This is a genomic window from Mariniflexile fucanivorans (genome assembly GCF_004341235.1).
Lineage (GTDB): Bacteria > Bacteroidota > Bacteroidia > Flavobacteriales > Flavobacteriaceae > Mariniflexile > Mariniflexile fucanivorans.
On record NZ_SLUP01000009.1, the window covers coordinates 128,840 to 154,319 of the forward strand.

The window sequence follows — 25,480 nt, forward strand, 5'->3', positions numbered from 1 at the left end:
AACTTAAATTTTTAAATAAGTTATAAGCTTACCAATGAAAAATAATAAAAACTATATTGGAACAACATCATTGTTAATTTCAATTGTGGGGTTAATAGTGGTTCAAATCCTTATTTCTATAGGTTTTCTAGTCAATTCATATTGGCATATTTTATTGGCTGGGTTTGAGGCTGCAACTATAGGTGGTTTTGCCGATTGGTTTGCTGTACGTGCTCTTTTTTATGAAATTCCTATTCCAATTATTAGAAAACACACCAATATTATAGTAAGAAATAGACAAAAATTAACTGAAGGCGTTGTAGATTTAGTGACTAATAAGTGGTTGTCTCCTGAAATAATTAATGAGAAATTATCGAATGTACCTATCATCGAAGGTGTAGTAAAAACTTTAAAAACACCCGAGAACGCTAAAAAACTTATTGGTTTTCTAAAAGAAATCATTAACCGTTTAACATCAAATATTGATGATCCTGAGGTTGCTAAAATGCTCCAATCTTTATTAAAAGAGCAAATTAAAGGCGTTGATTTGGCAACACCCTTAGGCGAATGGCTAAAAAAATCAATAGAAAAAGGAGATCACAATAAATTGTGGGATATCATTTTAGATGCTGCTGAAAAGAGCATTAATGATGAAACTACTCGGGAACTTTTATTAACTTCAATTGAAAATCAAGTACAAGACTACAAACAAGAAGGTTTTTTTAAAAAAATATTTATAGGAATTGCTAAAGGTGTAGGCGCTATTGATAGTCCGTCTATTTTAGATAAACTTATAAGCTCCATCGATGATTTTATAAAGGAAGCCAAAGGCAATCCCAATCATGCTATTCGTGTTAAGTTTGATAAAAGCATTCTTGATTTTGCCAACAACCTTATAGAAGGCAATGAAGAATCAACCAAGATAATTAAAGATTTACAAGACAAGTTAATAGATAATACGGATGCAAATAGCATGATTCAAGTGATCCTGAATAATTTTAAAATTTCAATTAAAGCACAATTAGAAAAGGATGATACACCCTTTATAAATTTCCTTAGCGAAAATGTTAATAAGCTTTTAAATGAGTTGGAAACAGATAAAGCTTCACAACTAAAAATTGATACATGGCTTAAATCTACTATTGAAGAATTAGTTACTAAATATCATCATGAAATTGGAGAAATGGTCAGGTTAAGCTTGACTAAATTAAATGATTTTGAATTAGTTAATCAAATTGAAGAAAAGGTAGGTAATGATTTGCAATATATTCGATTAAATGGTGCCGTTGTGGGCGGGTTTATAGGCATTATAATTTCAATAATTCGAATGATATTCTTATAAAAAACATTATAGTTCGCCTTAAAAAGTTAGTTAATCCCCTAAAAAAAAGAAACCGCCTAAAGAATAAATCTTTAAACGGTTTCTAAACTAAATAACCAACCAAACTTTTATAAAACCCTTGTGCTTTCTCTTGGGTTTTCTACTTTATCTTTTCTGTACTTACGCAATTTTTCCGTAGTTGCAGTTTTTCCTTTTGTATCTGTTGTTTTCATAAATTGTATGTATCCTTTGCCTACAAACTCATAAGCTGTTCCCGATGCTGGGTGATACAATTCTATCTTTCCATCATTTATAACGCTCAATTCGAAATATTCATTGTCGAAGTAATCATAATCTAATGTTAAAGTTTTAAGCTTGTTGTTTCCTGTTACATTTCCAACACCATATAATCCTGTATAATCCCAATATACATTATTGATATTTTTTCCGTTTCCATCTTGTGAACTTTTAAACTCTGAGTCATTTCCGCCAGCTAAAAACTGTAAATAGTTTTCGTTATCGAACTCATTGATGGCACCGTAATTACTGGTATATACTTTTTCCCAACCATTGTATTCTTGCAAGAAATAATGAATGTTATCGTAAAACACAAAGTCGTAATCGAAATTGCTTCGTTGGTAACCGTCTAAAAAGTACGAGGTATCATTATTAGGGTTGTAAAGTTCAATCGTATTATTATCAATTTGATAAATATCATAGGTTTCAAAGCCATCAATTACATGGTATACATCTAAAATCATATCATAAGCATCATAGGTTCCAACTTTTATTCCAAAACCGTTACCTGTACTTCCTAAACCAACAATATTATTGTTTGCGTAAACACTACCATTTTTAAACGACATGGTAAAAGCTTTCTGTAAAAATGGGGTTTCGCCATAGCCTTTGGTGGCATTAATATCTACATACCACAATTCATAGGAACCTAATAATTGGTTTAAAGATATTTGTGGGGTATTATCGTAATCGTCTATAACAACTTCTGTGTAACACGAAGTAAATAAGGTTGCTGTTAAGGCAAATGTTAAAAGTAATTTTATAGTCTTCATAATCAAACATTTTTGGGTTTATACTTTAAAGGTTTTCAAAACGCGTGCCAAAAATTTTTAGTCGCAGTTTACGGTAACAGTCTCAGTGTTGTATTTCCGTTATCAAACATCGGTCTTCGGTCTTTATTCTAACTTCTATATTCTTGTTTCTTTTATATCCGTCCGTTTCTCGACACAGATAAATATTTTATGTATTTTTGAAATATTAAACAACGAAACTATATATGAACAAACCTTTAAAATACGCGGTTTTTGGTGCAGGAAGTTGGGCAACGGCCATTGTAAAAATGCTTTGCGAAAATTTAGATGAAGTTGGTTGGTACATGCGCAGCGTTTATACCAAAGAACATTTATTAAGGGAATACCACAACCCAAATTATTTAAGTTCGGTTGAATTTCATATAGACCAATTAAAACTTAGCAACGATATAAATGAGATGGCTGAATATGCCGATGTGCTTATTTTCGTTATTCCGTCGGCATTTATTCACGCAGAACTACAAAAAATGACAGCTGATATTTCTAATAAAATAATAGTTTCAGCAGTAAAAGGGATCATTCCAGAAACAGGTTTGTTGGTTGGCGAACATTTTCATGAAAACTACAAAACGCCTTATGAAGATATTGCCGTTATTGCAGGCCCTTGTCATTCGGAAGAAGTAGCTTTAGAGCGTTTATCGTATTTAACTATTTCATGTTCAGATGCTAAAAAAGCACAAACTATTGCCGATGCTTTATCTAGCGATTATATAAAAACAAAAATAAGTGATGATATTATTGGTGTTGAATATGCCGTAATGCTAAAGAATATTTATGCTATTGCTGCTGGTATTGCGCACGGTTTGGGGTATGGCGATAATTTCCAAAGTGTACTTATGAGTAATTCTATTCGCGAAATGAAACGTTTTATTAAGAAAATGCACAAAATGAAACGTAACATTAATAATTCGGCATATTTGGGCGATTTATTGGTAACGGGGTATTCCGTTTTTTCACGAAACCGGATGTTTGGAAACATGATTGGAAAAGGTTACACTGTAAAATCCGCACAAATGGAAATGAGTATGGTTGCCGAAGGCTATTACGCCACCAAAAGTGCCCACTTACTTAACGAAAAAAACAAAAGCAAAACCAAATTACCTATTATAAACGCCGTTTACGATATTTTGTACGAAGGAAAAGACCCTAAAAAAACATTTAAAAAATTGACTGATAAGTTGGATTAAGAACTTGCAGAAGTAATATTTTATTGTGGGCGTTACCCTATCGGGTCGGGCTATACGTTACAATCTTTTTAAAAGTCATTGCGAGGATTAAACGACGAAGCAAACTGCAGAATTCTAGTTCTTCACAATAATTAGTGCTGTCAAATTTTAAAAAGGATTTACACTGCTATCCCTAACGCAAACCCGTTTTCAAATAAAACCTGTTGTTATTTACAAAGTTTCATAAAACTTTAACGAACTTGCGTTGTAATTAAAATACGAACCAAGTATATTCGTTATAGTATTTCGCGTTGATTATCTTAGCGCCTCAATTAAAAAATGAATGCCAGAAAAAAAACAGCTTAAATACGATAAAGCCTACTTAAGAATAGCACAAGAATGGGGAAAACTATCCTATTGTAAACGCCGTCAAGTAGGAGCACTTATTGTAAAAGATAGAATGATTATATCAGATGGATACAACGGTACACCATCGGGGTTTGAAAATTTTTGTGAAGATGATGAAGGGTATACCAAATGGTATGTACTACACGCCGAGGCAAATGCTATTTTAAAAGTGGCGGCATCAACACAATCCTGTAAAGGTGCAACGCTTTATATTACCATGTCACCATGTAAAGAATGTAGTAAGCTCATCCATCAAGCAGGTATTGTAAAAGTGGTATTTCATGAGGCTTACAAAGATGATTCTGGATTGAAATTTTTGGAAAAAGCAGGAATCGAGTTAAAACAAATTGAAGAATTAGAAGCCTAATGCCATACAAAAAAAAATATTTACCATTAATAATAGGCGTCGCCATTGCTGCGGGTATTTTTATTGGAGGCAAGCTAAATTTTAGCGATGTCCCCGATAAATTATTTTCAAAAAACAGCAAAAAGGATAAGCTTAACAGACTTATAGATTACATTGATTACGATTATGTTGACGATGTGAATACAGACAGCATCGTAGATGTTACAGTAAATGGTATTTTAGAAAACTTAGATCCGCATTCGGTGTACATTCCTAAAGAAGACATGGAAAGTGTTGCCGAAAATATGAAAGGCGATTTTGTGGGTATTGGCGTTAGTTTTTATCCGTATCGCGATTCCATTGCGGTTATTAGAGCGATAGTTGGTGGCCCAAGTGATAAAGCAGGTATAAAAGGAGGCGACCGGATTGTTATGGCAGATGGCGACACGCTTTTTGGCAATAAATTGAAAGATGGCGAATTAGTTAAAAAACTTAAAGGTCCATTAAACAGTAAAGTCCACTTAAAAGTATTTAGAAAAGGAGAACCAAAATTGCTGAATTTTACAGTAAAACGTTCCCACATTCCTATAAAAAGTGTGGATGCGGCTTATATGCTTACCAATAAATTAGGCTATATAAAAATTAACCGATTTGCTGAAAGCACTTATAAAGAGTTTAAAACAGGTTTAGATAAATTATTGGATTTAGGCGCTACAGAATTAACACTCGATTTGCGTGATAACCCCGGTGGTTTTCTAGGCATTGCCGAAGAAATTGTAGATGAGTTTTTAGAAGAAGATAAGTTAATATTATTTACAAAAAACAAACGTGGTAGTATTGAAAAAAGCTTTGCGACCGATAAAGGCGATTTTGAAAAAGGCAAGCTTTACGTTTTGATAAATGAAAACTCAGCATCGGCAAGTGAAATTGTTGCAGGTGCATTACAAGACAACGACAAAGGAATTATTGTTGGACGTCGTTCCTACGGAAAAGGGTTAGTGCAACGCGAAATGGATTTAGGTGATGGTAGCGCGGTTCGTTTAACAGTATCACGTTATTATACTCCAACAGGACGTTCCATACAACGACCATACAGCAAAGGAAATAAAGATTATTACGATGAGTATTTTGAGAGAATTGAGAGCGGAGAGCTTTTAGATCCAGAGAAAATTCAAGTAGCCGATTCTTTAAAATATAAAACCCCAAAAGGGAAAATTGTATATGGCGGAGGCGGTATTATTCCAGACTTATTCGTGCCCATTGATAGCGGTATGCAAAACGAAACATTATCCATTTTACAGCGACGAGGTTTTATTGGGTATTTTATTTTTGAAACTCTAGAGAAAAACAGAAAAATATATCAAGGTATTTCACGACAGGACTTCATTGATAAGTTTGAAGTTAGTGAAGCTATGGTTTATGAATTTCAAGAGTATTTAAACAAAAGAAACGAGTCTCAATTAACTTTTGTGGCTTACCACGAAGAGGTAAAGCAATATTTAAAAGCAACATTGGCCGATCAGCTTTATGGCTTAGGTGCGTTTGAAGAAGTATTTAATCAGCATGATCTTATGATTGAAGAGGTTATTGAGTTGAGTAAGGGAAAAAAATAATATTTTTACTCTTTATTTATATCACTTTGAAATTTGACGACTTTTGTTTTTATTGCATTTCTCAAATTCTTAACGGCAAATAAATATCAATTACTATTTCAAATTATAAACAGATTTTTTGTTTTAATTAACTATTACCCAAAATTTTACGCAACCATTTGTAAAAGTCAACATCTATAAATAAAAACAAATGATAAACATAAAAAAATTTGGAATAGCATTTTTATTTACATTTATATTATTAGGATGTGATAGTAATAGTGCCAATATAGAATTGGATAATGATAACCCAATAATAGGAAATTGGAAATTAGTTGAATAGTACATTAGTGTTGGAGGCCCGCAATATTTGGTTACAATAGACAATGGAGAAGAATTTAAATTTTCCAAAAACGGAACTTTTACTTCAACTAAATATTCTAAATGTTCAGGAGGTAATTTCTCAATTGAATCCGATGAATTAAGATTAAAGTATAATTGTAAAGGATTTACAACTGGAATTGAAAATACTGAAGGATATATAACATATAAAATAACATACGAATCATATAATTTAATTATGATCCCAACTAGTGTAATTTGTACAGAAGGATGTAGTTATATTTATAAAAAGGTATCTGACAAACAATAAAAACTGTTTGCGACTCTTGTAGTTAGTTATCTTCCATAATTGGAAACGATATTAATAATTTAGTTATAAATCCTGGAATTGGTAGAGTTCGAGATGAAATAAAAATAGGTTTGTATAGTATTTCAGAACAAGAGCATACTGTTTTTTACAGAATTCAAGAAAAACATCTTAGAATTGTCAGGGTACTTCATGGAAGTAAAGACATTTCCAAACATTTTTAGCCAAAATAGATAGTTTCCTTTGCCACTTTGTGTCTTTGCAGCTTTGAAACTTTTTCAACCAATCTTATCATGCACCTTCACATGTTTCCCATCATTCCAAAGGGTTAAAATATCAGTCGCTACTTGTGCACCACTACCGGCGCAAATAGCAAATTGACTACGCCAACCTGCTAAAGAACCTGCTACATACAGGTTTTCTTCAATTAAATGGTCTGTGTTTTTTAACCAAATACGGTCTTTTTCAATGTTTGATCTAGGGTGAGGCTCAATGAATTTCTCTAAACCTTTAATAGTCATTAAATTGGTATAACCAACAGCAACAACCGCTATTTTGGTTTTATAAATAAGTTTGTTCGTTTCAATAGTAAAACCATCTTTATGTTTTAAAATATCTAAAACCTTTTCGTTATCAATCTGTTCAACATGTGGGTATAAAGCTTTTAATTGCGCTTTACCACTTTCTAAAATAGACGCACCCGTTGTTCGTGGTGCCAAACCTAGTACATTATTAAATAAAGCGGTTTGTAAATGTGAGGTTTTTTGATGCACAATAATGCCAATGCGTTTGTTTTCAGCAAAAGGCTTACCATGGGCAGATCCTAAAACTAAAGCACATTGTAAACCTGCGGCACCACCACCTATTATTAAGGCATCAAACATTAACGGCGTCCTTTTACTTTTTCTTCGATGCGTTTAGAAATTCTAAGGATAGTCATTAATGCAATAGCACAAAGTCCTGCTAAAATAGTGATTAAAGCAATAATACTTTCGCCTTCAAAAGGTGCTTCAAAATTTACTTTTGTAAAGTTAAAAACAATAAGTGCTAAGGCAAGTACACTAATTATGATAGTTATAATTTTCATCTATAAAGGGTTAAATAATTTCAAATAAGGCTTTAATATTGTGGGCGAACAGTTTCACAGCAATGGCTAATAACACTACGCCAAACACTTTTCTAACAATGCTAATACCGTTTTGCCCTAAAAAACGTTCAATGGTTTTAGATGTTTTCAAAACAATAAAAATAACAATAACGTTCAATATAATGGCAATTATAATGTTTTCTATTTTGAATTCGGCTCTTAACGAAAGTAAGGTTGTTAAACTTCCTGGGCCTGCAATAAGCGGAAAAGCTAACGGAAATACCGAAGCTGTATCCGATGTATATTCTTCATGTTTATATAGCGTAATGCCTAAAATCATTTCTAAAGCAATAAAAAACAAAATAAACGATCCTGCTACCGCAAAAGAGTTTACGTCAATACCAATAAGTTTTAAAATGCTATTTCCTAAAAATAAAAAAGATATCATGATAACTCCCGAAATAATAGCAGCTTTCCTACTGTTAATATTTCCTACTTTTTTTCGTAAATCAATTATGATAGGAATATTGCCAACAATATCAACTACGGCAAATAATACCATAAAAGCAGTAAATATTTCTTTAAAATTAAGTTGCATGCGTGTGCTTTTAATATTTTGTTGCAAAAGTATAAGATTGGATACAATATATATAGCATAAAAAGCTAAAGTTTAGTTATTTTTGCCCTTCATAAGATATTTAAAAATATGTTTCAATTAGGCAAAACCATCGTTTCAGAAGATATTATTGAAAAGGATTTTATGTGCAATTTATCGGCATGTAAAGGCGCTTGTTGTATAGATGGAGATGCCGGTGCCCCTTTAGAAAAAGAGGAAGCTGATATTTTAAAAGAAATTTATCCGAAAGTGAAACCTTTTTTGCGAAAAGAAGGCATTAAAGCGATTGAATCTCAAGGAGTGTATATAACCTCTGAAGATGGCGATTTAGAAACACCTTTAATTAATGGTGCCGATTGTGCTTATGTTATTTTTGATGAAAAAAAAGTAGCACTTTGTGCTATTGAAGAAGCCTATAACCAAGGTGAAATTTCTTGGAAAAAACCAGTTTCATGCCATTTGTATCCTGTAAGAGTGCAAGATTATTCCGAATTTTCCGCGGTCAATTATCATAAATGGGAAATTTGCGACGATGCCTGCACATTGGGGAAAGAATTACAAATTCCCGTTTATAAATTTGTAAAAGAAGCGTTGATTCGAAAGTTTGGAGCCGACTGGTATGCCGAATTAGAAAAGGTTGCTAACAAGTTGTAATAACAAAAAATTAACGTCTAAAACACCTATAAAATAAGGGTTTTAAAATTAAAAATCTATATTTTTTCTGTAAACTTTTCAATTTTTGAAAAAAGTTAAATAATTGTAAATCAATTTATTAATCTTTTTAATTTGTAAACTTCTCATACTAAGTGTTTTTGGTAATTGTTAAAAACTTCTTGACAATGTTTATAACTAAACCTTTCATTTTTAACATCATTTTTGAATCTTTGTTGTTCCCGAATTGACAATTTTTTTCGTCTAACTTAAATTAAAAATAAGAACAACAATGTCTCAGTCTATCGAACCCATTTTACAAGAAAACAAAGATCGTTTTGTTATTTTTCCTATTCAACATCATGATATTTGGGAATGGTATAAAAAATCGGAGGCTAGCTTTTGGACCGCAGAAGAAATTGATTTACATCAAGATCTTACAGACTGGAAAAATAAATTAAATGATGACGAGCGTTATTTCATAAAACACATTTTAGCATTTTTTGCAGCTAGTGATGGTATTGTTAATGAAAATTTAGCTGAAAACTTTGTAAACGAAGTACAGTATAGTGAAGCGAAATTTTTCTACGGGTTTCAAATCATGATGGAAAACATCCACAGTGAAACCTATTCGCTTTTAATTGATACGTATGTAAAAGACGAAAAAGAAAAAGACTTATTGTTCAATGCCATTGACAATTTTCCTGCCATTAAGAAAAAAGCAGATTGGGCACTAAAATGGATTGAATCTCCAAGTTTTGCAGAGCGTTTAATTGCATTTGCAGCGGTTGAAGGTATTTTCTTTTCGGGTGCATTTTGTTCTATTTTCTGGTTGAAGAAAAGAGGCTTGATGCCAGGATTAACATTTTCAAACGAATTAATATCTCGTGATGAAGGGGTGCATGCCGATTTTGCAGTGCATTTACACAATAAACATTTAGTAAATAAAGTGCCAAAAGCTAGAATTAAAGAAATTTTGGTAGATGCGTTAAATATTGAACGTGAGTTTATTACGGAGTCATTGCCAGCGAGTTTAATTGGTATGAATGCTAAATTAATGTCACAATATTTAGAGTTTGTAACCGACAGATTATTAAGTGAATTGGATTGCGAAAAAGTATACAACACATCCAATCCATTTGATTTTATGGATATGATTTCGTTACAAGGAAAAACCAATTTCTTTGAAAAACGTGTGTCTGAATATCAAAAAGCAGGTGTTCTTAACAAAGAAGAAGACAAAGATAAATTTACTTTCGATGCCGATTTTTAATCATTAAAATCAATCAAAAGTAAAACTTTCTATAATTTATAAGGGTGTTGTTCTCATGCCCTTTCACTGAACTGGTTTCAGTAAAATGAGAAATAAACCAATTTTTATTAATCCAGCTGAACCCCTAAGCACTAATCCTAATTTATTAATTAGATAGTATTTGGAATAATATATGAACCGTTTTTCTGAAGGTGTATCAGGAAAACTTAAAAAAAGTGTAAAATATGTATGTAATAAAAAGAGACGGCAGAAAAGAACAAATCATGTTCGATAAAATCACTGCAAGAGTGCGTAAATTGTGTTACGGATTAAATGAATTAGTAGATCCGTTAAAGGTAACCATGCGTGTTATTGAAGGTTTATACGATGGTGTAACAACTAGCGAACTTGATAATTTAGCTGCTGAAATTGCTGCAACCATGACAACGGCACATCCAGATTATGCCCGTTTAGCCGCCAGAATTTCTGTTTCTAACTTACATAAAAACACAAAAAAGACATTCAGTGAGGTTATGCACGACCTTTACACATACGTGAACCCAAGAACAGGTAAAGATGCACCGCTTTTAGCCGATGACGTTTACGAGGTTATCATGAAAAATAAAGATGTTTTAGATTCTACTATCATCTATAACCGCGATTTTGGCTACGATTATTTTGGTTTTAAAACCTTAGAACGTTCATATCTTTTAAAGTTGAACGGAGTTATTGCTGAACGTCCGCAACACATGTTAATGCGTGTAGCTGTAGGTATTCATTTAAACGATATGGAATCGGTTATTGAAACTTACGAGTTGATGTCTAAAAAGTTTTTTACGCACGCTACACCAACACTTTTCAATTCAGGTACACCAAAACCACAAATGTCGTCTTGTTTTCTATTAACTATGAAAGAAGATAGTATAGATGGCATTTACGATACATTAAAACAAACCGCTAAAATTTCGCAATCTGCAGGGGGTATTGGTTTGGCTATACACAACATTCGTGCAACAGGAAGTTATATTGCAGGCACCAATGGTACCTCAAACGGAATTGTACCAATGCTAAAAGTTTTTAACGACACAGCACGTTATGTGGATCAAGGTGGTGGAAAACGTAAAGGAAGTTTTGCGATGTATATTGAAACATGGCATGCCGATATTATGGACTTCTTAGATTTGAAAAAGAACCATGGTAAAGAAGAAATGCGTGCACGCGATTTATTTTATGCGATGTGGATTTCAGATTTATTCATGAAACGTGTTGAAGAAGACGGAAAGTGGACTTTAATGTGCCCCAACGAATGTCCAGGAATGGATGAGGTACACAGCGACGCTTTTGAAGCTTTATATTTAAAATATGAAGCAGAAGGAAAAGGTAGAAAAACCATTAAAGCACGAGAACTTTGGGAGAAAATATTAGAATCTCAAATTGAAACGGGTACACCATACATGTTGTATAAAGATGCTGCAAACCGCAAATCGAACCAACAAAATTTAGGAACCATCCGTTCTTCAAATTTATGTACAGAAATTATGGAGTACACCTCCCCAGATGAGGTTGCTGTTTGTAATTTAGCATCCATAGCATTACCTATGTTTGTTAAAAATGGAGAGTTCGACCATAAAGAATTATTCCGTATTACAAAACGTGTTACAAAAAACTTAAACCGAGTTATTGATAGAAATTACTACCCAGTAATAGAAGCCGAAAACTCAAATATGCGTCATCGTCCTATTGGATTAGGAGTGCAAGGGTTGGCAGATACCTTTATCCAATTACGCATGCCTTTTACAAGTGAGGAAGCCAAAAAGTTAAATCAAGATATTTTTGAAACGCTTTATTTTGCTGCAGTTACTGCCAGTATGGAAGAAGCTAAGGCAGATGGACCATACCAATCATACGAAGGTTCTCCAATAAGCAAAGGTCAATTTCAACACAATCTTTGGAATTTGAAAGATGAAGACTTAAGCGGTATGTGGGAATGGGATAAGCTGCGTAAACAAGTATTAAAACACGGGGTGCGTAATTCACTTTTAGTAGCACCAATGCCAACAGCTTCAACCTCTCAAATTTTAGGAAATAATGAATGTTTTGAACCTTATACATCAAATATTTACACACGCCGTGTATTATCGGGTGAGTTTATTGTGGTAAACAAACACTTATTAGAAGATTTAGTGGAATTAGGCTTATGGAACGATAGCTTAAAACAAGACATTATGAGAGCTAATGGCTCGGTTCAAGGCATTGATATCATTCCACAAGATATAAAAGAACTTTACAAAACCGTTTGGGAATTAAGTATGAAAGATATTATCGATATGTCTCGCCAACGTGGGTATTTTATCGATCAGTCACAATCGCTTAACCTGTTTATGGAAGGTGCTACCATGGCCAAATTAACCTCTATGCACTTTTACGCTTGGAAAAGCGGCTTAAAAACTGGTATGTATTACTTACGTACCAAGAGTGCGGTTGATGCTATTAAATTCACGCTACAAACTTCTAAAAAAGAAGAACCAATAGCCGAAGAAACTATCGTAAATCAAGATATAGAACAAGAACAGAAAAAACATATTGCAGAAGCAAATGCCGCAAAATTCGCTAAGAAACAACAAGCTGTTGAAGTTGAGCCTATGAGTGCTGATGAAATGAAAGCATTAATAGCGCAAGCTAAAGCTGGTGAGGGGGATGATTGCCTTATGTGTGGGTCTTAAGGTATTCGTTTAAAATACCTAAATAAAAGAGGCTATCTGAAAAGTGTATTGTATTTACTTTGTAAGGTTGAGCTTGTCGAAACTGATATTGATTATCAGTAAGTCAAAATATTTCGACAGGCTCAATATGACACAGAATTACACTTTTCAGACAGCCTCTTTTTATGCAGAAGTGTCAACACTGTTATTTATATTGACATAAATAAGATGTTTGTGTAGATACTTTAACTTGAAATTTTTTGTTGGCATCTATTTCATAAGCTTCACCAGCCTTATAGGTAACCCACTCCGAGTTACCAGGTAATTTAACAGTCATTTCACCTTCAATAACACGCATGGTTTCATGTTTAGAAGTCCCAAATTCATACTCTCCAGGGTTCATAACACCTAAAGTAGAATTACCTGTAGCCGTTGTATAGCCTAAAGATTTTACATTACTATCAAAATACTCGTTTGCTGAAATCATTTTATTTTTATTTAAATTTATACAAAAGTAAATAATTTAGAGAAACCACAAAGCCATCTTAAACTAAGATGGCTTTGTGGTTTTCAACAGTTTTAATTTTATATTTTAAGACTCTTTCGATTCTTCGGGTCCTGTAGAATCTAATGGTTTTGTTGATTTTGGTGTATTTACCATCACTGTAGCGGGTTTTACCGAGCTATCGTGTGCTTTATGATATTCTTCTAGAAGATTCATGGTCGCATTTAATAGATCTTTAGTTTCTAACAGTAAACTGAAATATAATGTTGTGTTTTTAGGACTCGATTCTTCGGTACGTGTACGTTCTACTTGTTTTTGGATTTTAGAAGTTACCAATCCTAAAATTTCTTGCTTTCTGCCTAAAATAATACCAATTTCTTCAAATGATCTAGAATCAAATGCTTTTTGGGTATTGTTGAAGAAGGTTTCAAAACGTTCATCGACTTCCTTTAATTCTTTTATTTGGTTGAATTTAAGTTTTTTATGATTGTTGTGTACGTGTTTGTAACTTACCTTCGTAATATATTCTAAAGATTGGGTCATATCTTGAAGATAGCCTAAAACATGGATGTAAAAATTACTCGCCCCAAGACTCGATTCATCTAAATTTTTAATGAAATAGAAGATGTTATCTCGCAATTCATCAACTTCATCCGATAGTTTGACAATTTGTTTTTTATTCTTTTTTAATAGTGTTAAATCTTGTTTTGCTAAACCATTTATAGCATTGGTATAAATTTTATTGCCACGCTTAACAACATTGGTGATATTTTTTGCGCTTTCGTGAATAACACCTTGAATGGAACTACTTTCAGCCTTTGTTAAGCTATCTTCAGCTTTAACTTCTTTTGATTTTTTATTATAAGAAATTGAACTTTTTATTATTAAAGCAAATGCTGTTACTAATAAGATAGGAAACATAACCGTAACGTTCAGGTTTAGTAAGAAAGCTACTAATGCTGCTGCGGTAAAAGCACTGAACGCGGTAAAAAACCAGCCTCCAATAACATTTAAAACACCAGCAACTCTATATACGGCACTTTCTGCGCCCCAAGCTCTATCTGCCAATGATGTTCCCATGGCAACCATAAAGGTGACATAGGTTGTGGATAAAGGTAATTTCATTGAAGTTGCAATTGAAATTAAAACAGCAGCAACCATAAGGTTTACAGCTGCCCTAACTAAATCGAAAGCAGGTAGTTCGTATGTTTTGTCCTTTTTTAATTCAATAACAGGTTTTTCAAACTGTTTGTCAATTTTAGCTTGCCAAGAATTTGGTAATAAATATGATGTCATTTGAGATGATAATATAGCAAACCGAACAAACCCACGAGATAAAAAATTTGGTTGAAAACGTTCTTTTGTTTCTTCTTGACTCGATAAATCTAAAGATGTTTTTACCACATTTTTAGCTTTTGCAGAGAACCAAAGTGTTAAAACCATAATTAAACCAGCTATAAGTAATAAGGCTGTAGGTGTAGATGCTTTTGCCCCCAAACTATGCATAGAAAACTCATTTGCAGCTAGCCCTAAAGTGTTAACTTCAGGATTCATAAAATCTAAGTACGATTGATACGCTCCTATTGATGGTCCTATAAAATTAACCAAGTCGTTTCCTGCGAAAGCTAACGCTAATGAGAATGTACCGATAAGTATTATTAATTTATAAATATTGACTTTAGCAAATTGCATTAATGCATATGATACCAAAAACCAAAGCACAAAACTAAAAGCTAAAATGGTTAATGCTTGGTGTTTTAAAAAGTCTTTAATGGTTTCTCCGTTAGTAAAGTCATGTGTTTGTTTGGCAAAATCGGTACCTCCGATACCTTTCATGAATATGAAATAAACAAGTGATGTAATAGCTATGCCTCCAAACAAAGCTCCTACCCATTTTGCTTTCTTTTCAAAATCATAAGAAAGTAAAAGTCTTGAGACCCATTGCACAAGAGCACCTAAAGAAAAGGAAAGTGCTACAGAGAGTAGTATGCTAGAAACAATTTCAGTGGCTTTAGAGGTGTTAATATAGTTAACTACATCACCAAAACTACCACCATCATGACCAATTTTTATAAGTGCGATAGCGACAGATGCACCAAGTAATTCAAAAACAATGGAAACCGTTGTAGAAGTTGGCATACCAAACGTATTGAAAAAATCTAGTAGCAAAATATCGGTTATCATAACCGCCATGAAAATAATCATGATTTCACTAAACATAAATTCGCCGGGGTTAAAAATACCATTTCGAGCAACTTCCATCATACCACTGGAAAATAGAGCGCCTATGGCAATACCAAAACCTGCGACAATCATAATGGTATTAAATGAAATAGCCTTAGAACCAATAGCTGAATTTAAGAAGTTAACAGCGTCGTTACTAACCCCTACAACTAAGTCGGCAATTGCTAATACCGCAAGGGCAATAATCATTAAAAAGTAAATATTATCCATAATTATAAATAAAAATAAGTTTGCAAATATCTTATGTATTTTAAGATACTAAGTTACGTAATTGTTATGTTTTTTAGAAGTGTAATTCAAATTGTAATCTGTACATGAGTTCATTATTGCCATTTATAACTTCCAAGTGGCTAATATCGGTTTGAACCTTTAATTTATGTCCCACGATATATTTTGATACACCCAGTGTATATTGGCTTTCTGGTTCTTTTCCTGTAATGGTTTTATCTAATTCTGTATGTGTATAACGACCAGATATTTCTAGGTTATTTTTAAATAAATATCCTGTTTGCAGGTTTATACCTTTGCCAACCTGTACTTCATCACCAGTAAGTGAGCCGTCAGAGTTTTTTGCAAATGGATCTTTAGCGCTTCTATCGGCATATTCTGCCATTAGAGAAAAGCCATTGTACTTAAACATGGCATCTATAAAAAGTGTATTAATATTTGTTTCGTAATAACCAGTATCCGTTAACATGTAAGACCCTTGGTTACTTCTGGTTTTAACTGCATTATTGTTATGGTCGTAACTAACACCGAAAGCTAATTTAGGAGTTTGTTCTCTTTTTAAATCGGCTCCAGAATAATCGCCTTCGCTGTCAAAATTTCCTAAAGGAAGCAATTCTAAACGACTGGTGTACTGATGTCCACCTAAATTTCCAGTGGTAACATTTCTCCCTTCTCCTTGAGATAAGGAGAAAATTTCTTTAATTACAAATTGGTCTGAAACATTAAAGTGATGCCTTAGCTGAAATCCAAAATCCCTATCAATGGTAAATAGGCTGTTTAGTAACGACCGATCAACTTGTTGCAAATTGCCCGAAGATATTACACGTTCTCTGTTTCCTGGTAATTTTCCTTGACCGAACCAAATTTCAAAATTTTTATAAAAATTCCATTTAAGTTGTGCATCTAAGATATATCTGGGTGCATTGCTAGTAAATTCTGAAGCTCCAGATTGGTCTCTATTTGATAAACCAAGTTCAATTTTGTATTCTAATTTCGGACTATAGGCATATCCATCAAATTTTAACCTAGATCTTCTAACTAAAAAACTTGTTTGATTGCTTTGGCCTTCTTCCCAAGTGGACATTCCTAAAAGTTCAATTCTTAAACCTACTTTCATAGTCCAAGAACTATCTTGTCCTACAATATTTAATAGCCCTTTACCAAATTTTGAACCTTTAATATCTTGCGCACTTAGTGAAGTAGTTGCATAAAATAATAATGCAACCAGTGAGATTTTAAATTTCATTAATCATTTTTAGTTTTTGTCACCGCAAAGAACCAAAAAGAATGTTAATTGAATGTTACCTAATGATTAAATTTAACGCAAAAAAAAAGCTGCCTCGGCCAAAGGCAGCTCATTAGAAATCATGATAATGTAGTCGACAAAAACTAATAGATTATATGAAAAACTAATTGTTGTGTCTTAAGACTTTACGAATATCATTGTTTTAATTAAGGTAATTGTAATGTAAATATTAAATAATTATTAATTCCAATGTTAAGTTTTCAATTATTATTAGTTGTTAATGTATTGAATATCAATATAATGTATTTTCAATGTTAAGCCAGTGTTAAGTAAGTGTTGTTTTAAAGTTACCAAATCCGTATCTTTGATGTATAATGTTAAAACCCCCATAATTATGAAGAAGTTAGTATTTATTTTTGCCTTTTTAATTACTGTGGTTTCTTTTGGACAACAAAAGAGAGATTTAAAACTTAACAAAGACACTAATTTAATTGAAGTTGTTTATTATCATGACAATGGTGCTGTAAGCCAAACAGGAACTTACACAACAGATGGTAAATTACAAGGTGAGTGGTTAAGTTTTGATACAGCAGGCAAAAAAACAGTTTCGGGAAATTATGATAATGGTAAAAAAGTCGGCAAATGGTTTTATTACACTAATGAAACCATAAAAGAAGTAGATTATAAAGAAAACGTTATTGCTAGTTTAAGTGAAACTGAAATTAAAAATAATTTATAGTTTTTACTTACTAGGGTAAATAAAAATGGGTTTCAATTTTTAATTGAAACCCATTTTTTTATGCTGTAAATTTTAGTTTAACTAAAAACTCATACTATAACCCAAAGAGAAAGCAGTACCTGGTTGTCTTAATGAAAATGGTACTTTTTCTGCACCAAATGATTCATATAAACTTTGTCTTTTCTCATCTAGAATATTATCGATTTTTAAACTAATAGTTGAGTTTTTTTCTTTACCAATGGTTTTTGATACATTTAAATTTAAGCTATTAAACGGTTGCACAAATACATCTGGATTTTGACCAAACCCTACTACTTCTAGTGTTTTGCCTTGTACATTAAAGGAGATGGCAGATTCAAAACCCGTTGTTGGGTTTTCATAACTTAAGCCCGTATTAATTAAAAATGGGGATTGTCCTTGTAAAGCTCTAGTTTCTTTGATAGTTTCATTATCTCTAGCAAAAGCTTGTCTAGATTCATATTCTTCACCAGCTCCTTTAGCCATTTCAATTTCAGATTCAATAATTGAAATATTCAAATTCAATTTTAAATTTTTAAGTCCTTCAGATATAAATCCAAAATGCTTTCTAGCTTCAAATTCTAAACCAAGAACCTTAGCTGAAGGTGAATTTCTTGGGGTGAATTGGTTTGGAGCAATTACAGAGTAGGCAACTAACTCAATAGGATCTACAAACTTTTTGTAAAAACTACTGATGGCAAACATTTCAGATTCATCACCAAAAACTTCCAATCTAAAATCAAAGTTGTCTATATAGGATGGTTTTAAATCGATGTTTCCAAGGAAAATAGTACCTGTTAATAAATCGGTAATTTGTACTAACGATTTTTCTTTAAAACTTGGTCTTGCAGTGGTTTTAGAATAAGATCCTCTAAAATTTATTTTTTCATTAAAGGCATAAATTAAATTTGCTGATGGGAAAAAATCCAATTCATCAAGAAGTTGTGTGTTATTAAAAATAGCGCTTCCCGTATTGTTTTGTCCTGTAAAATATGAAGCAAAATATTCAGCTCTTAGACCTAAAATGGTTCTTAATTTATCACCAATTTTAAATTCATTTGAAATATAACCTGATGCTGTATTTTGATTAGCATCAAACGAGTTTGCTGGTTCAAAATTACCACGAATGTAAGAACCACTATTACTGGAGCGCGTCCAAACATTATCGCTAGATAAAATGGCATCTGGATCGCCGTTAAAAACTGTTGGGCTTATGTTTATAAAACCTACATCGTAGTTGTAAATTGAATATTCACGTTGCTTATAGCTATATAAACCACCAAATTTTAATGATGCTTTTTTATTGAATAAGTTGTATTTCTTTGTGAAATCTAATTTTCCAACGGCATTAATTTCTTCTAAATCCCTCCAAACGCGTGATGGAAAACCAGCATCAGAACTAATGGTGTAACCACCAAAATCATCTTCAATAAAAGTGGTTAATCTAACATCTTTATCATAAACCCTAGATAGTGATGGCGATAAATTCCATTCTGTAGTAAATGAAGCATCTTCACTTGTATGGTAACCAGAAAGCAATATGTTCGATATAGAACGCTCGGTATATTCCAAGTTGTCTTTAACCACGTTTATGGCGTTAGAAATTTCTGTTCTTTGATCAAATAAAGCCGCACGACTTTCACCATTTTGAATGTGCAGTAAATTTAATTTGTATTTTGATTTTTGAGTTTTGTATGTTAATCCTGTTAAAATAGAGGCTAATACATTGTTACTTCCTAAATCACCTTGCTGGCGTCTATCAAAACGTAAGTTGTATGAGTCGCGCTCTTCGGGTTTTTGGTAAATGCCATTTTCAAAACCTTCATAAAACGTAGTGGTGTTTTTATAATCAAGCGAGGCAATAACACCTAACTTGTTATCTCCCACTTCAAATTGATTTCCGTAGCTAAAACCGAAACTAAAATCAGGAGAACTTGTAGTTGTGCTAGTAGCTAGTTGCGGGTTAAAAGCACGGGTTATTGGCTCCAAAGAACTATTGTTTGTTGCAGCAGGATTAGGAATATTTTGTAATTTATTAATTGGAAGTGCTCTGGTTCCATCATCAAAACCTAAAAAATCGGTATTACTTCCTTTATAATTTACGTAATTATCTTTAAAGTGCATAGTTGGGTTAAAACTACCTGACACAGAAAATTGCATTTGTTTTTTTGAAGGGAAATCTTTAGTTATGATATCTACAACGCCTCCGGTAAAATCGGCTGGTAATTCAGCAGATGCAGATTTTACAATGATGATATTTTCAAGGATATTGGTTGGAAAAATATCCATTTGAATGGTGTTTTTATCAGGGTCTAAACCTGGAATATCCATGCCATTTAAAATAGATTTTGTGTAACGATCACCTAAACCCCGAACAAATACAAATTTACCTTCTTGAACAGAAACACCAGGAACACTTTTTATAGCCGATGCTATGCTACTAGCTCCAGTTTTCTTAATGCTTTCAATGGATAATCCATCCATAAGTGTTGCAGAATTTTTTTGTAAGTTCAATACAGATTGTTCTGTATTTCTTCTAGCTGATGTTGTGATTACAACTTCACTTAACAACGCTGATGACGGACTTAATGAAACATTTAAATCGACAACTTTTCCTTTTTCAACTTTAACCTCTGTTAGTTGTTTCGAGTCGTAACCAATAAACGAAAATATAATAGTGTAAGTTCCAGGATCAAGCTCTAAGGTATAGTTTCCATCAAAATCTGAGGTGGTTCCTTTTATTGTTCCCTTTACTAGTACGTTGGCAAAAGCTAGTACATCATTAAATTCATTATCGATAATTTTGCCAGAAATTTTGCCAGTTTGGGCTTGCAATACTTGCAAAGAAAATAAACAGACAATAATTAGAAATGCTTTGTTTAACATGTTTAGAATTAGTTTTTTATAAAATATTTATAAATGAATAAAATGCCCACTGCTTTATATTGCGAGTGGACATTTTATTTAATAGCATTTTTTTCAGATTAAAAAGCGTTTGCAGATTTAGCAAAAGTCCAGCTAAATCCAGAAGTGTTAGCTCCTACAGTTGCTGCACTAGCAGCAGTAATAGCAGTAGCATTGTTAGTGAATTTTGTTTCATCACCTGCATTAGCACCAGTTATTACACTTGATAAGACAACACCAGATGGTAATACAATTTCCCATTTTGAAAATGTGATTCTATCAGCAGCTAATTCAGCAACAGAGTCAGCACCATTTACTTTAACAACAGAGTCAGCACCAAATCCATAAGCTAAAATATTATTCATATTAGCAATTAAACCGTCTCTTAAATCGGCATATTTGCTTGCTGTTCCAGCACCTTTTAATGTTACATTATTAATAGTATAACCAGCTTCTGTTGCAGCAGAACCAGCAGGACCATCTAACTCAAAAGCAGAATCAGAATCGGCACCCATAATAACCAATGCGTTATCTAAAGTTCCAGACCAAGCTTCATCAAGATCTATAGCATCATCTCCTTGAGCGTAAGTAATTATATTAGAAACATTTACAGAACCTCCAAATATTTCAATAGCATCATCTTGGTTTGCAACAATTTCAATTTGATTCACAAGTGTTTGTGAACCTACACCGCCAAGTGTTAAACCGTTAATTTCATTATCAGCACCAATAGTGATACCACCATGTCTGATTGAGATGTATTCTAATTTTCCAGAATAATCATCACTTACAGTTCCACCGTATTGTCCGAAAGAATCTGTTGCAGGAATACCTTCAATTTGCTTAGTTTCTAAATCACCACTAACTGATATAGGCGCTTTTCCTAAAACAATTAAACCACCCCATAAACCTACGTTGGCAGTAGTTAAATTAGACCCTTTTTTTTCACCTACAGCAATATTATCTAATTCTGAAGTAAAAATAATAGGCATATCAGCAGTTCCTTGAGCTAATAATATACCACCTTGATCAACCACTAAAGCAGAAGCTAATGAACCTTGACCTTCTTTACCTTTAATAATGGTTCCTGGGTTAATAGTAAGTGTTACACCTTCATTTACAACCACTTTTCCAGATAAAACATATATGTTATCAGCTGTCCAAGTTTCATTAGTAGTAATTAAACCAGCTTTTGTAATAGTTGTTCCGCTTTCACCTTCACCACTATCAATTATAGCAGGATCATCACTAGAGCAGCCAGTTGCAAGACCTAAAGAGAAAATAGATATTAATAAATAATTTAATTTTTTCATTGTTTTTGAATTTAAAAGTTTTCGTTTTTATTAGTTTTTTAAACTGTCACAAAGAAACTGTAACCATGTAAAGTCGAGGTTATGTGAAGGTTAAAAGTGTTTCAAAAAACAGTTACTATAATGTTATGAGATAAGGTGTTTGAATAGCTGTTAGAAACATTAAATTAACATTGAATACAAGAGGTTGATTCAAGTTTTTAGAAAAAAAGTAGATAAGTGAAATGAAGATACTAGTTAAAGTAAAATCATTGATTTGTCAAGACTGAAGAGAAATTGTTGATTCAGGATAATTACTTTGCAGCAATAAAAGTGGTGTTATCGTTTTGAGCCACACTAGTAAGTGATGCCAAATCTCCAAACGAAATGGTACTTGCAGTTAAAGATAATTTTACTTCAGCAGGTTGTAAAGCATCTACATGCACCTTAATTTCTTGAGTTTCATAACCAGCAAAACCACAAACTAAGGTGTAATCACCTGGTTCTAAGTTTTCAATGATAAAAAAACCACTTAAATCGGTATTTAAATCAATAGAAGTTCCCTTAATAGAAACATTAGCAAGTACTAACGGGGCGTTATTTAATTCACTATCAAGTACTTTTCCGACTATAATGCCTGTGTTTTGTCCAAAAGAAAAAGCTGAGAAAAGAAAAAGTACTATATAGATTAAATGTTTCATATGGCGATTAAATTACACTGCAAAAAAAGCGAATCTATCTAAGTAGTGTGTTATGTAAACATTAAACAACGGTCATTTTAATGTTACCGTAATGTTACCAAATTTTTTTTGTGGAAAATATTTTACTTTAAGTAGAACGTTGGCCAATTAATTCTAAAATGTCAGTCTGAGCTTGTCGAAGACTTTTTATAAGAAGCACTTCGACAAGCTCAGTGTGACATAGTATAAATATTTAGCCTAAGCATTGGTCATTTAATTTTCCTTTAAAAGAATACATTATATTTAAAGAAATTCTTTATTATCTTGCCAACGCTTAAATTTTTATGATGAACTGGGAACAATTATTATCTTTAAAACGCTTTGGCGACACCAATAAACGCATACGAAAAGAACAAGACGAGACCCGTTTGGGGTTTGAAGTCGATTACGATCGTGTTATTTTTTCATCAGAATTCAGAAGTTTACAAGATAAAACCCAAGTGATTCCTCTTTCGGAAACCGATTTTGTCCACACCCGTTTAACCCACAGTTTGGAAGTAAGTGTGGTTGGGCGTTCTTTAGGGCGCTTGGTTGGAAAAAAATTATTGGAAAAACATCCACATTTGCAAAACGTACACGGCTATCAAGCCAACGATTTTGGTGCTATTGTTGCTGCTGCTGCATTGGCGCATGATATTGGAAATCCGCCTTTTGGGCATTCTGGTGAAAAAGCCATGGGCGAATTTTTTAAAACTGGTGAAGGACTTCAATATAAAAACCAATTAACCGAAAAAGAGTATCAAGATTTATGCGATTTTGAAGGCAACGCCAACGGCTTTAAAATTTTAACCGAAACAAGAGCGGGTAGAATAGGAGGTTTACGTCTCTGCTATGCCACCCTAGGTGCTTTTACAAAATACCCAAAAGAATCGTTACCAAAAAAACCAACCAATCATATAGCCGATAAAAAATACGGATTTTTCCAAAGTGAAAAAGAGGCGTATGTTGATATTGCCAACGAACTTGGTTTATTAAAACGTAGCGATAAACATATGAGCTATGCACGCCATCCGCTCGCTTTTTTAGTAGAAGCTGCCGATGATATTTGTTACACCATCATCGATTTTGAAGACGGTATCAATTTAGGTTTAATACAAGAAGAATTTGCTCTGGAATATCTATCCAAAATAATAAGAAGCAATATTCGTCCAGAAAATTATTATGCCCTTTCAGCCAAAGAAGACCGTATTGGCTATTTACGTGCCCTCGCCATTGGAAATCTTATAAACGAAGCTGTCGATATTTTCATGGAAAACGAACATGCTATTTTAAGTGGTGATTTCGATTGTGCTTTGTTGGACAAAAGTAAATACGACGCTCAAATAAAAGACATCATTAAAATAAGCGTAGAGAATATCTACCAATCCACCGAAGTGGTCGATAAAGAAATTGCTGGTTATGGCGTTATAAACACCCTACTAAACACCTACACAAAAGCTGTGAACAATTGTTACAACAATACCGCTTCCAATTACGATAAACTCATTTTAAAAGGCTTACCAAAAACCATTAAAACAGATGCCGATAGTTTATATACTAGGCTTTCAAGTGTATGTTATTATGTATCATTGCTATCAGACAGCAAAGCCATTTTAAATTATAAAAAGATAAAAGGTATCGAGTTTTAAGTTGTTTTTTGGAGTAAAGTCGAAGCGTTACCAATAAGATAACCTACCAGAAAAAATTAGTTCAATCTCATTTTTCAGTATTGTTTGTTTAAAACTTCATAAATTTGTAGTCTAATAATTGTCCATGAAAATACTTCACCTAGATACCAATCACGAATTATTAATTAATCAATTAAACGATTTAGGCTTTACCAATTGCGAAGATTATTCATCTTCAAAACAAGAAATCGAAGCCAAAATCAAAAATTATGACGGTATTATTTTAAGAAGTCGTTTTTCCATAGACAAACAATTTTTAGATGCTGCCACCAACCTGAAATTTATAGGTCGTGTAGGGGCAGGCTTGGAAAATATAGATTGCGATTATGCCATTTCTAAAGACATAGAATTAATTGCTGCACCCGAAGGCAACCGAAATGCGGTTGGTGAACATGCCCTTGGTATGCTACTTTCCTTATTCAACAAACTAAATAAAGCAGATCGTGAAGTTAGAATAGGTAAATGGCAACGCGAAGCCAACCGAGGTATTGAACTCGATGGCAGAACCGTTGGACTTATTGGTTACGGTAACATGGGTAAAGCCTTTGCTAAAAAACTAAGAGGTTTTGATGTTGAGGTTTTGTGTTACGATATTAAAGAACATGTTGGTGATGCCAACGCCAAACAAGTGTCGCTAAAAGAATTTCAAGAACAAGTAGAGGTTGTAAGTTTACACACGCCACAAACGCCTTTAACGTCAAACATGATTAATTCAGAGTTTATCAATCAATTTAAAAACCCATTTTGGTTTATTAATACTGCACGTGGCAAAAGTGTTGTGACTAAAGATTTGGTTTCGGCATTAAAAACTGGTAAAATACTTGGAGCAGGTTTAGATGTTTTAGAATACGAAAAAGCTTCGTTTGAAGATATGTTCACTTCTACCATGCCCGAACCATTTCAATATTTAATAGCTGCTGAAAACGTATTGCTAACTCCACATGTTGCAGGTTGGACTATTGAAAGTAAAGAAAAACTAGCACAAACCATTGTAGATAAAATTAAAGCAAAATTTTGTTAAC

At 33.0% G+C, this 25,480-nt stretch carries 22 protein-coding genes; 12 read left to right on the forward strand and 10 right to left on the reverse strand.

From position 1 onward, the window contains the following. Window positions 1-34: 34 nt before the first annotated feature. Complete coding sequence (locus EV196_RS17090; RefSeq protein ID WP_132218996.1) at window positions 35-1,321, forward strand: DUF445 domain-containing protein; 1,287 nt, start codon at window positions 35-37, stop codon at window positions 1,319-1,321. A gap of 107 nt (window positions 1,322-1,428) precedes the next feature. Here EV196_RS17090 and EV196_RS17095 read toward each other — a convergent pair whose 3' ends face one another. After that, window positions 1,429-2,370, reverse strand: a complete 942-nt coding sequence (locus EV196_RS17095) for a nicotinic acid mononucleotide adenyltransferase (RefSeq protein ID WP_132218997.1) — start codon at window positions 2,368-2,370, stop codon at window positions 1,429-1,431. Window positions 2,371-2,594: 224 nt separating this feature from the next. On the opposite strand from EV196_RS17095, the gene EV196_RS17100 reads away from it, so the two are divergent. From EV196_RS17100 to EV196_RS17115, 5 genes are all read left to right on the forward strand, one after another. After that, window positions 2,595-3,596 (forward strand): NAD(P)H-dependent glycerol-3-phosphate dehydrogenase, encoded by a 1,002-nt coding sequence (locus EV196_RS17100; protein ID WP_132218998.1) that lies wholly within the window; start codon window positions 2,595-2,597, stop codon window positions 3,594-3,596. Window positions 3,597-3,918: 322 nt separating this feature from the next. Beyond that, window positions 3,919-4,350: a deoxycytidylate deaminase gene (locus EV196_RS17105; RefSeq protein ID WP_132218999.1), complete on the forward strand. Its 432-nt coding sequence runs from the start codon at window positions 3,919-3,921 to the stop codon at window positions 4,348-4,350. Next, the gene (locus EV196_RS17110) at window positions 4,350-5,942 is read left to right on the forward strand and encodes a S41 family peptidase (protein WP_132219000.1); all 1,593 of its coding nucleotides are present in this window, start codon (window positions 4,350-4,352) and stop codon (window positions 5,940-5,942) included. The genes EV196_RS17105 and EV196_RS17110 overlap by 1 nt, the downstream gene beginning before the upstream one ends. A gap of 190 nt (window positions 5,943-6,132) precedes the next feature. Beyond that, complete coding sequence (locus EV196_RS20265) at window positions 6,133-6,264, forward strand: hypothetical protein (RefSeq protein ID WP_262711348.1); 132 nt, start codon at window positions 6,133-6,135, stop codon at window positions 6,262-6,264. 359 nt (window positions 6,265-6,623) lie between these two features. Next, on the forward strand, window positions 6,624-6,794 hold the full coding sequence (locus EV196_RS17115; protein ID WP_262711349.1) for a type II toxin-antitoxin system RelE/ParE family toxin: 171 nt from the start codon (window positions 6,624-6,626) through the stop codon (window positions 6,792-6,794). Between the two features lie 54 nt (window positions 6,795-6,848). Here the strand turns inward: EV196_RS17115 and EV196_RS17120 are convergent, their stop codons facing one another. Genes EV196_RS17120 through EV196_RS17130 form a run of 3 tightly spaced genes read right to left on the reverse strand, consistent with a single transcriptional unit; the run spans window position 6,849 to window position 8,255 of the window. Next, the gene (locus EV196_RS17120; protein ID WP_132219001.1) at window positions 6,849-7,454 is read right to left on the reverse strand and encodes an FAD-dependent oxidoreductase; all 606 of its coding nucleotides are present in this window, start codon (window positions 7,452-7,454) and stop codon (window positions 6,849-6,851) included. Further along, window positions 7,454-7,657, reverse strand: a complete 204-nt coding sequence (locus EV196_RS17125; RefSeq protein WP_132219002.1) for a hypothetical protein — start codon at window positions 7,655-7,657, stop codon at window positions 7,454-7,456. The genes EV196_RS17120 and EV196_RS17125 overlap by 1 nt, the downstream gene beginning before the upstream one ends. 10 nt (window positions 7,658-7,667) lie before the next feature. Then, window positions 7,668-8,255 (reverse strand): MarC family protein, encoded by a 588-nt coding sequence (locus EV196_RS17130; protein ID WP_132219003.1) that lies wholly within the window; start codon window positions 8,253-8,255, stop codon window positions 7,668-7,670. A 108-nt stretch (window positions 8,256-8,363) separates the two neighbouring features. On the opposite strand from EV196_RS17130, the gene EV196_RS17135 reads away from it, so the two are divergent. From EV196_RS17135 to EV196_RS17145, 3 genes are all read left to right on the forward strand, one after another. Further along, window positions 8,364-8,927: a DUF3109 family protein gene (locus EV196_RS17135; RefSeq protein ID WP_132219004.1), complete on the forward strand. Its 564-nt coding sequence runs from the start codon at window positions 8,364-8,366 to the stop codon at window positions 8,925-8,927. Window positions 8,928-9,216: 289 nt separating this feature from the next. Continuing rightward, entirely contained in the window at window positions 9,217-10,197 is a 981-nt protein-coding gene (locus EV196_RS17140; protein WP_132219005.1) for a ribonucleotide-diphosphate reductase subunit beta, read from the forward strand. 224 nt (window positions 10,198-10,421) lie between these two features. After that, window positions 10,422-12,899, forward strand: a complete 2,478-nt coding sequence (locus tag EV196_RS17145; RefSeq protein WP_132219006.1) for a ribonucleoside-diphosphate reductase subunit alpha — start codon at window positions 10,422-10,424, stop codon at window positions 12,897-12,899. A gap of 184 nt (window positions 12,900-13,083) precedes the next feature. Here EV196_RS17145 and ppnP read toward each other — a convergent pair whose 3' ends face one another. The 3 genes from ppnP to EV196_RS17160 all read right to left on the reverse strand — a co-directional run bounded on the left by ppnP (window position 13,084) and on the right by EV196_RS17160 (window position 17,101). After that, complete coding sequence (ppnP, locus tag EV196_RS17150; protein WP_132219007.1) at window positions 13,084-13,365, reverse strand: pyrimidine/purine nucleoside phosphorylase; 282 nt, start codon at window positions 13,363-13,365, stop codon at window positions 13,084-13,086. 105 nt (window positions 13,366-13,470) lie between these two features. After that, window positions 13,471-15,837, reverse strand: a complete 2,367-nt coding sequence (locus tag EV196_RS17155; RefSeq protein WP_132219008.1) for an inorganic phosphate transporter — start codon at window positions 15,835-15,837, stop codon at window positions 13,471-13,473. A gap of 73 nt (window positions 15,838-15,910) precedes the next feature. After that, window positions 15,911-17,101, reverse strand: coding sequence for a porin (locus EV196_RS17160; RefSeq protein WP_132219009.1), 1,191 nt, complete (start codon window positions 17,099-17,101; stop codon window positions 15,911-15,913). Between the two features lie 394 nt (window positions 17,102-17,495). Between EV196_RS17160 and EV196_RS17165 the strand changes: the two genes are divergently transcribed. Further along, entirely contained in the window at window positions 17,496-17,840 is a 345-nt protein-coding gene (locus EV196_RS17165; RefSeq protein ID WP_132219010.1) for a toxin-antitoxin system YwqK family antitoxin, read from the forward strand. An 81-nt stretch (window positions 17,841-17,921) separates the two neighbouring features. On the opposite strand, the gene EV196_RS17170 is transcribed toward EV196_RS17165, so the two are convergent. From EV196_RS17170 to EV196_RS17180, 3 genes are all read right to left on the reverse strand, one after another. Beyond that, a complete protein-coding gene (locus EV196_RS17170; RefSeq protein ID WP_132219011.1) occupies window positions 17,922-20,744 on the reverse strand; it encodes a TonB-dependent receptor in 2,823 nt (940 codons plus the stop codon). Between the two features lie 98 nt (window positions 20,745-20,842). Next, window positions 20,843-22,075, reverse strand: a complete 1,233-nt coding sequence (locus EV196_RS17175) for a hypothetical protein (RefSeq protein WP_132219012.1) — start codon at window positions 22,073-22,075, stop codon at window positions 20,843-20,845. A 290-nt stretch (window positions 22,076-22,365) separates the two neighbouring features. Further along, complete coding sequence (locus EV196_RS17180; RefSeq protein ID WP_132219013.1) at window positions 22,366-22,752, reverse strand: carboxypeptidase-like regulatory domain-containing protein; 387 nt, start codon at window positions 22,750-22,752, stop codon at window positions 22,366-22,368. Between the two features lie 326 nt (window positions 22,753-23,078). Between EV196_RS17180 and dgt the strand changes: the two genes are divergently transcribed. After that, window positions 23,079-24,419 (forward strand): dGTP triphosphohydrolase, encoded by a 1,341-nt coding sequence (dgt, locus tag EV196_RS17185; protein ID WP_132219103.1) that lies wholly within the window; start codon window positions 23,079-23,081, stop codon window positions 24,417-24,419. Between the two features lie 124 nt (window positions 24,420-24,543). Beyond that, a complete protein-coding gene (locus EV196_RS17190) occupies window positions 24,544-25,479 on the forward strand; it encodes a 2-hydroxyacid dehydrogenase (RefSeq protein WP_132219014.1) in 936 nt (311 codons plus the stop codon). Window position 25,480 lies beyond the last annotated feature (1 nt).

What these genes read in the sequence shown, in the direction of transcription:
- EV196_RS17120 (WP_132219001.1), bottom strand. Translation starts at nt 7,454, where the DNA reads ATGTTTGATGCCTTAATAATAGGTGGTGGTGCCGCAGGTTTACAATGT.
- EV196_RS17105 (WP_132218999.1), top strand. Translation starts at nt 3,919, where the DNA reads ATGCCAGAAAAAAAACAGCTTAAATACGATAAAGCCTACTTAAGAATA.
- ppnP (WP_132219007.1), bottom strand. Translation starts at nt 13,365, where the DNA reads ATGATTTCAGCAAACGAGTATTTTGATAGTAATGTAAAATCTTTAGGC.
- EV196_RS17095 (WP_132218997.1), bottom strand. Translation starts at nt 2,370, where the DNA reads ATGAAGACTATAAAATTACTTTTAACATTTGCCTTAACAGCAACCTTA.
- EV196_RS17140 (WP_132219005.1), top strand. Translation starts at nt 9,217, where the DNA reads ATGTCTCAGTCTATCGAACCCATTTTACAAGAAAACAAAGATCGTTTT.
- EV196_RS17100 (WP_132218998.1), top strand. Translation starts at nt 2,595, where the DNA reads ATGAACAAACCTTTAAAATACGCGGTTTTTGGTGCAGGAAGTTGGGCA.
- EV196_RS17175 (WP_132219012.1), bottom strand. Translation starts at nt 22,075, where the DNA reads ATGAAAAAATTAAATTATTTATTAATATCTATTTTCTCTTTAGGTCTT.
- EV196_RS17135 (WP_132219004.1), top strand. Translation starts at nt 8,364, where the DNA reads ATGTTTCAATTAGGCAAAACCATCGTTTCAGAAGATATTATTGAAAAG.
- EV196_RS17110 (WP_132219000.1), top strand. Translation starts at nt 4,350, where the DNA reads ATGCCATACAAAAAAAAATATTTACCATTAATAATAGGCGTCGCCATT.
- EV196_RS17190 (WP_132219014.1), top strand. Translation starts at nt 24,544, where the DNA reads ATGAAAATACTTCACCTAGATACCAATCACGAATTATTAATTAATCAA.
- EV196_RS17165 (WP_132219010.1), top strand. Translation starts at nt 17,496, where the DNA reads ATGAAGAAGTTAGTATTTATTTTTGCCTTTTTAATTACTGTGGTTTCT.
- EV196_RS17180 (WP_132219013.1), bottom strand. Translation starts at nt 22,752, where the DNA reads ATGAAACATTTAATCTATATAGTACTTTTTCTTTTCTCAGCTTTTTCT.
- EV196_RS17090 (WP_132218996.1), top strand. Translation starts at nt 35, where the DNA reads ATGAAAAATAATAAAAACTATATTGGAACAACATCATTGTTAATTTCA.
- EV196_RS17160 (WP_132219009.1), bottom strand. Translation starts at nt 17,101, where the DNA reads ATGAAATTTAAAATCTCACTGGTTGCATTATTATTTTATGCAACTACT.
- EV196_RS17155 (WP_132219008.1), bottom strand. Translation starts at nt 15,837, where the DNA reads ATGGATAATATTTACTTTTTAATGATTATTGCCCTTGCGGTATTAGCA.
- EV196_RS17170 (WP_132219011.1), bottom strand. Translation starts at nt 20,744, where the DNA reads ATGTTAAACAAAGCATTTCTAATTATTGTCTGTTTATTTTCTTTGCAA.
- dgt (WP_132219103.1), top strand. Translation starts at nt 23,079, where the DNA reads ATGAACTGGGAACAATTATTATCTTTAAAACGCTTTGGCGACACCAAT.
- EV196_RS17130 (WP_132219003.1), bottom strand. Translation starts at nt 8,255, where the DNA reads ATGCAACTTAATTTTAAAGAAATATTTACTGCTTTTATGGTATTATTT.
- EV196_RS20265 (WP_262711348.1), top strand. Translation starts at nt 6,133, where the DNA reads ATGATAAACATAAAAAAATTTGGAATAGCATTTTTATTTACATTTATA.
- EV196_RS17145 (WP_132219006.1), top strand. Translation starts at nt 10,422, where the DNA reads ATGTATGTAATAAAAAGAGACGGCAGAAAAGAACAAATCATGTTCGAT.
- EV196_RS17125 (WP_132219002.1), bottom strand. Translation starts at nt 7,657, where the DNA reads ATGAAAATTATAACTATCATAATTAGTGTACTTGCCTTAGCACTTATT.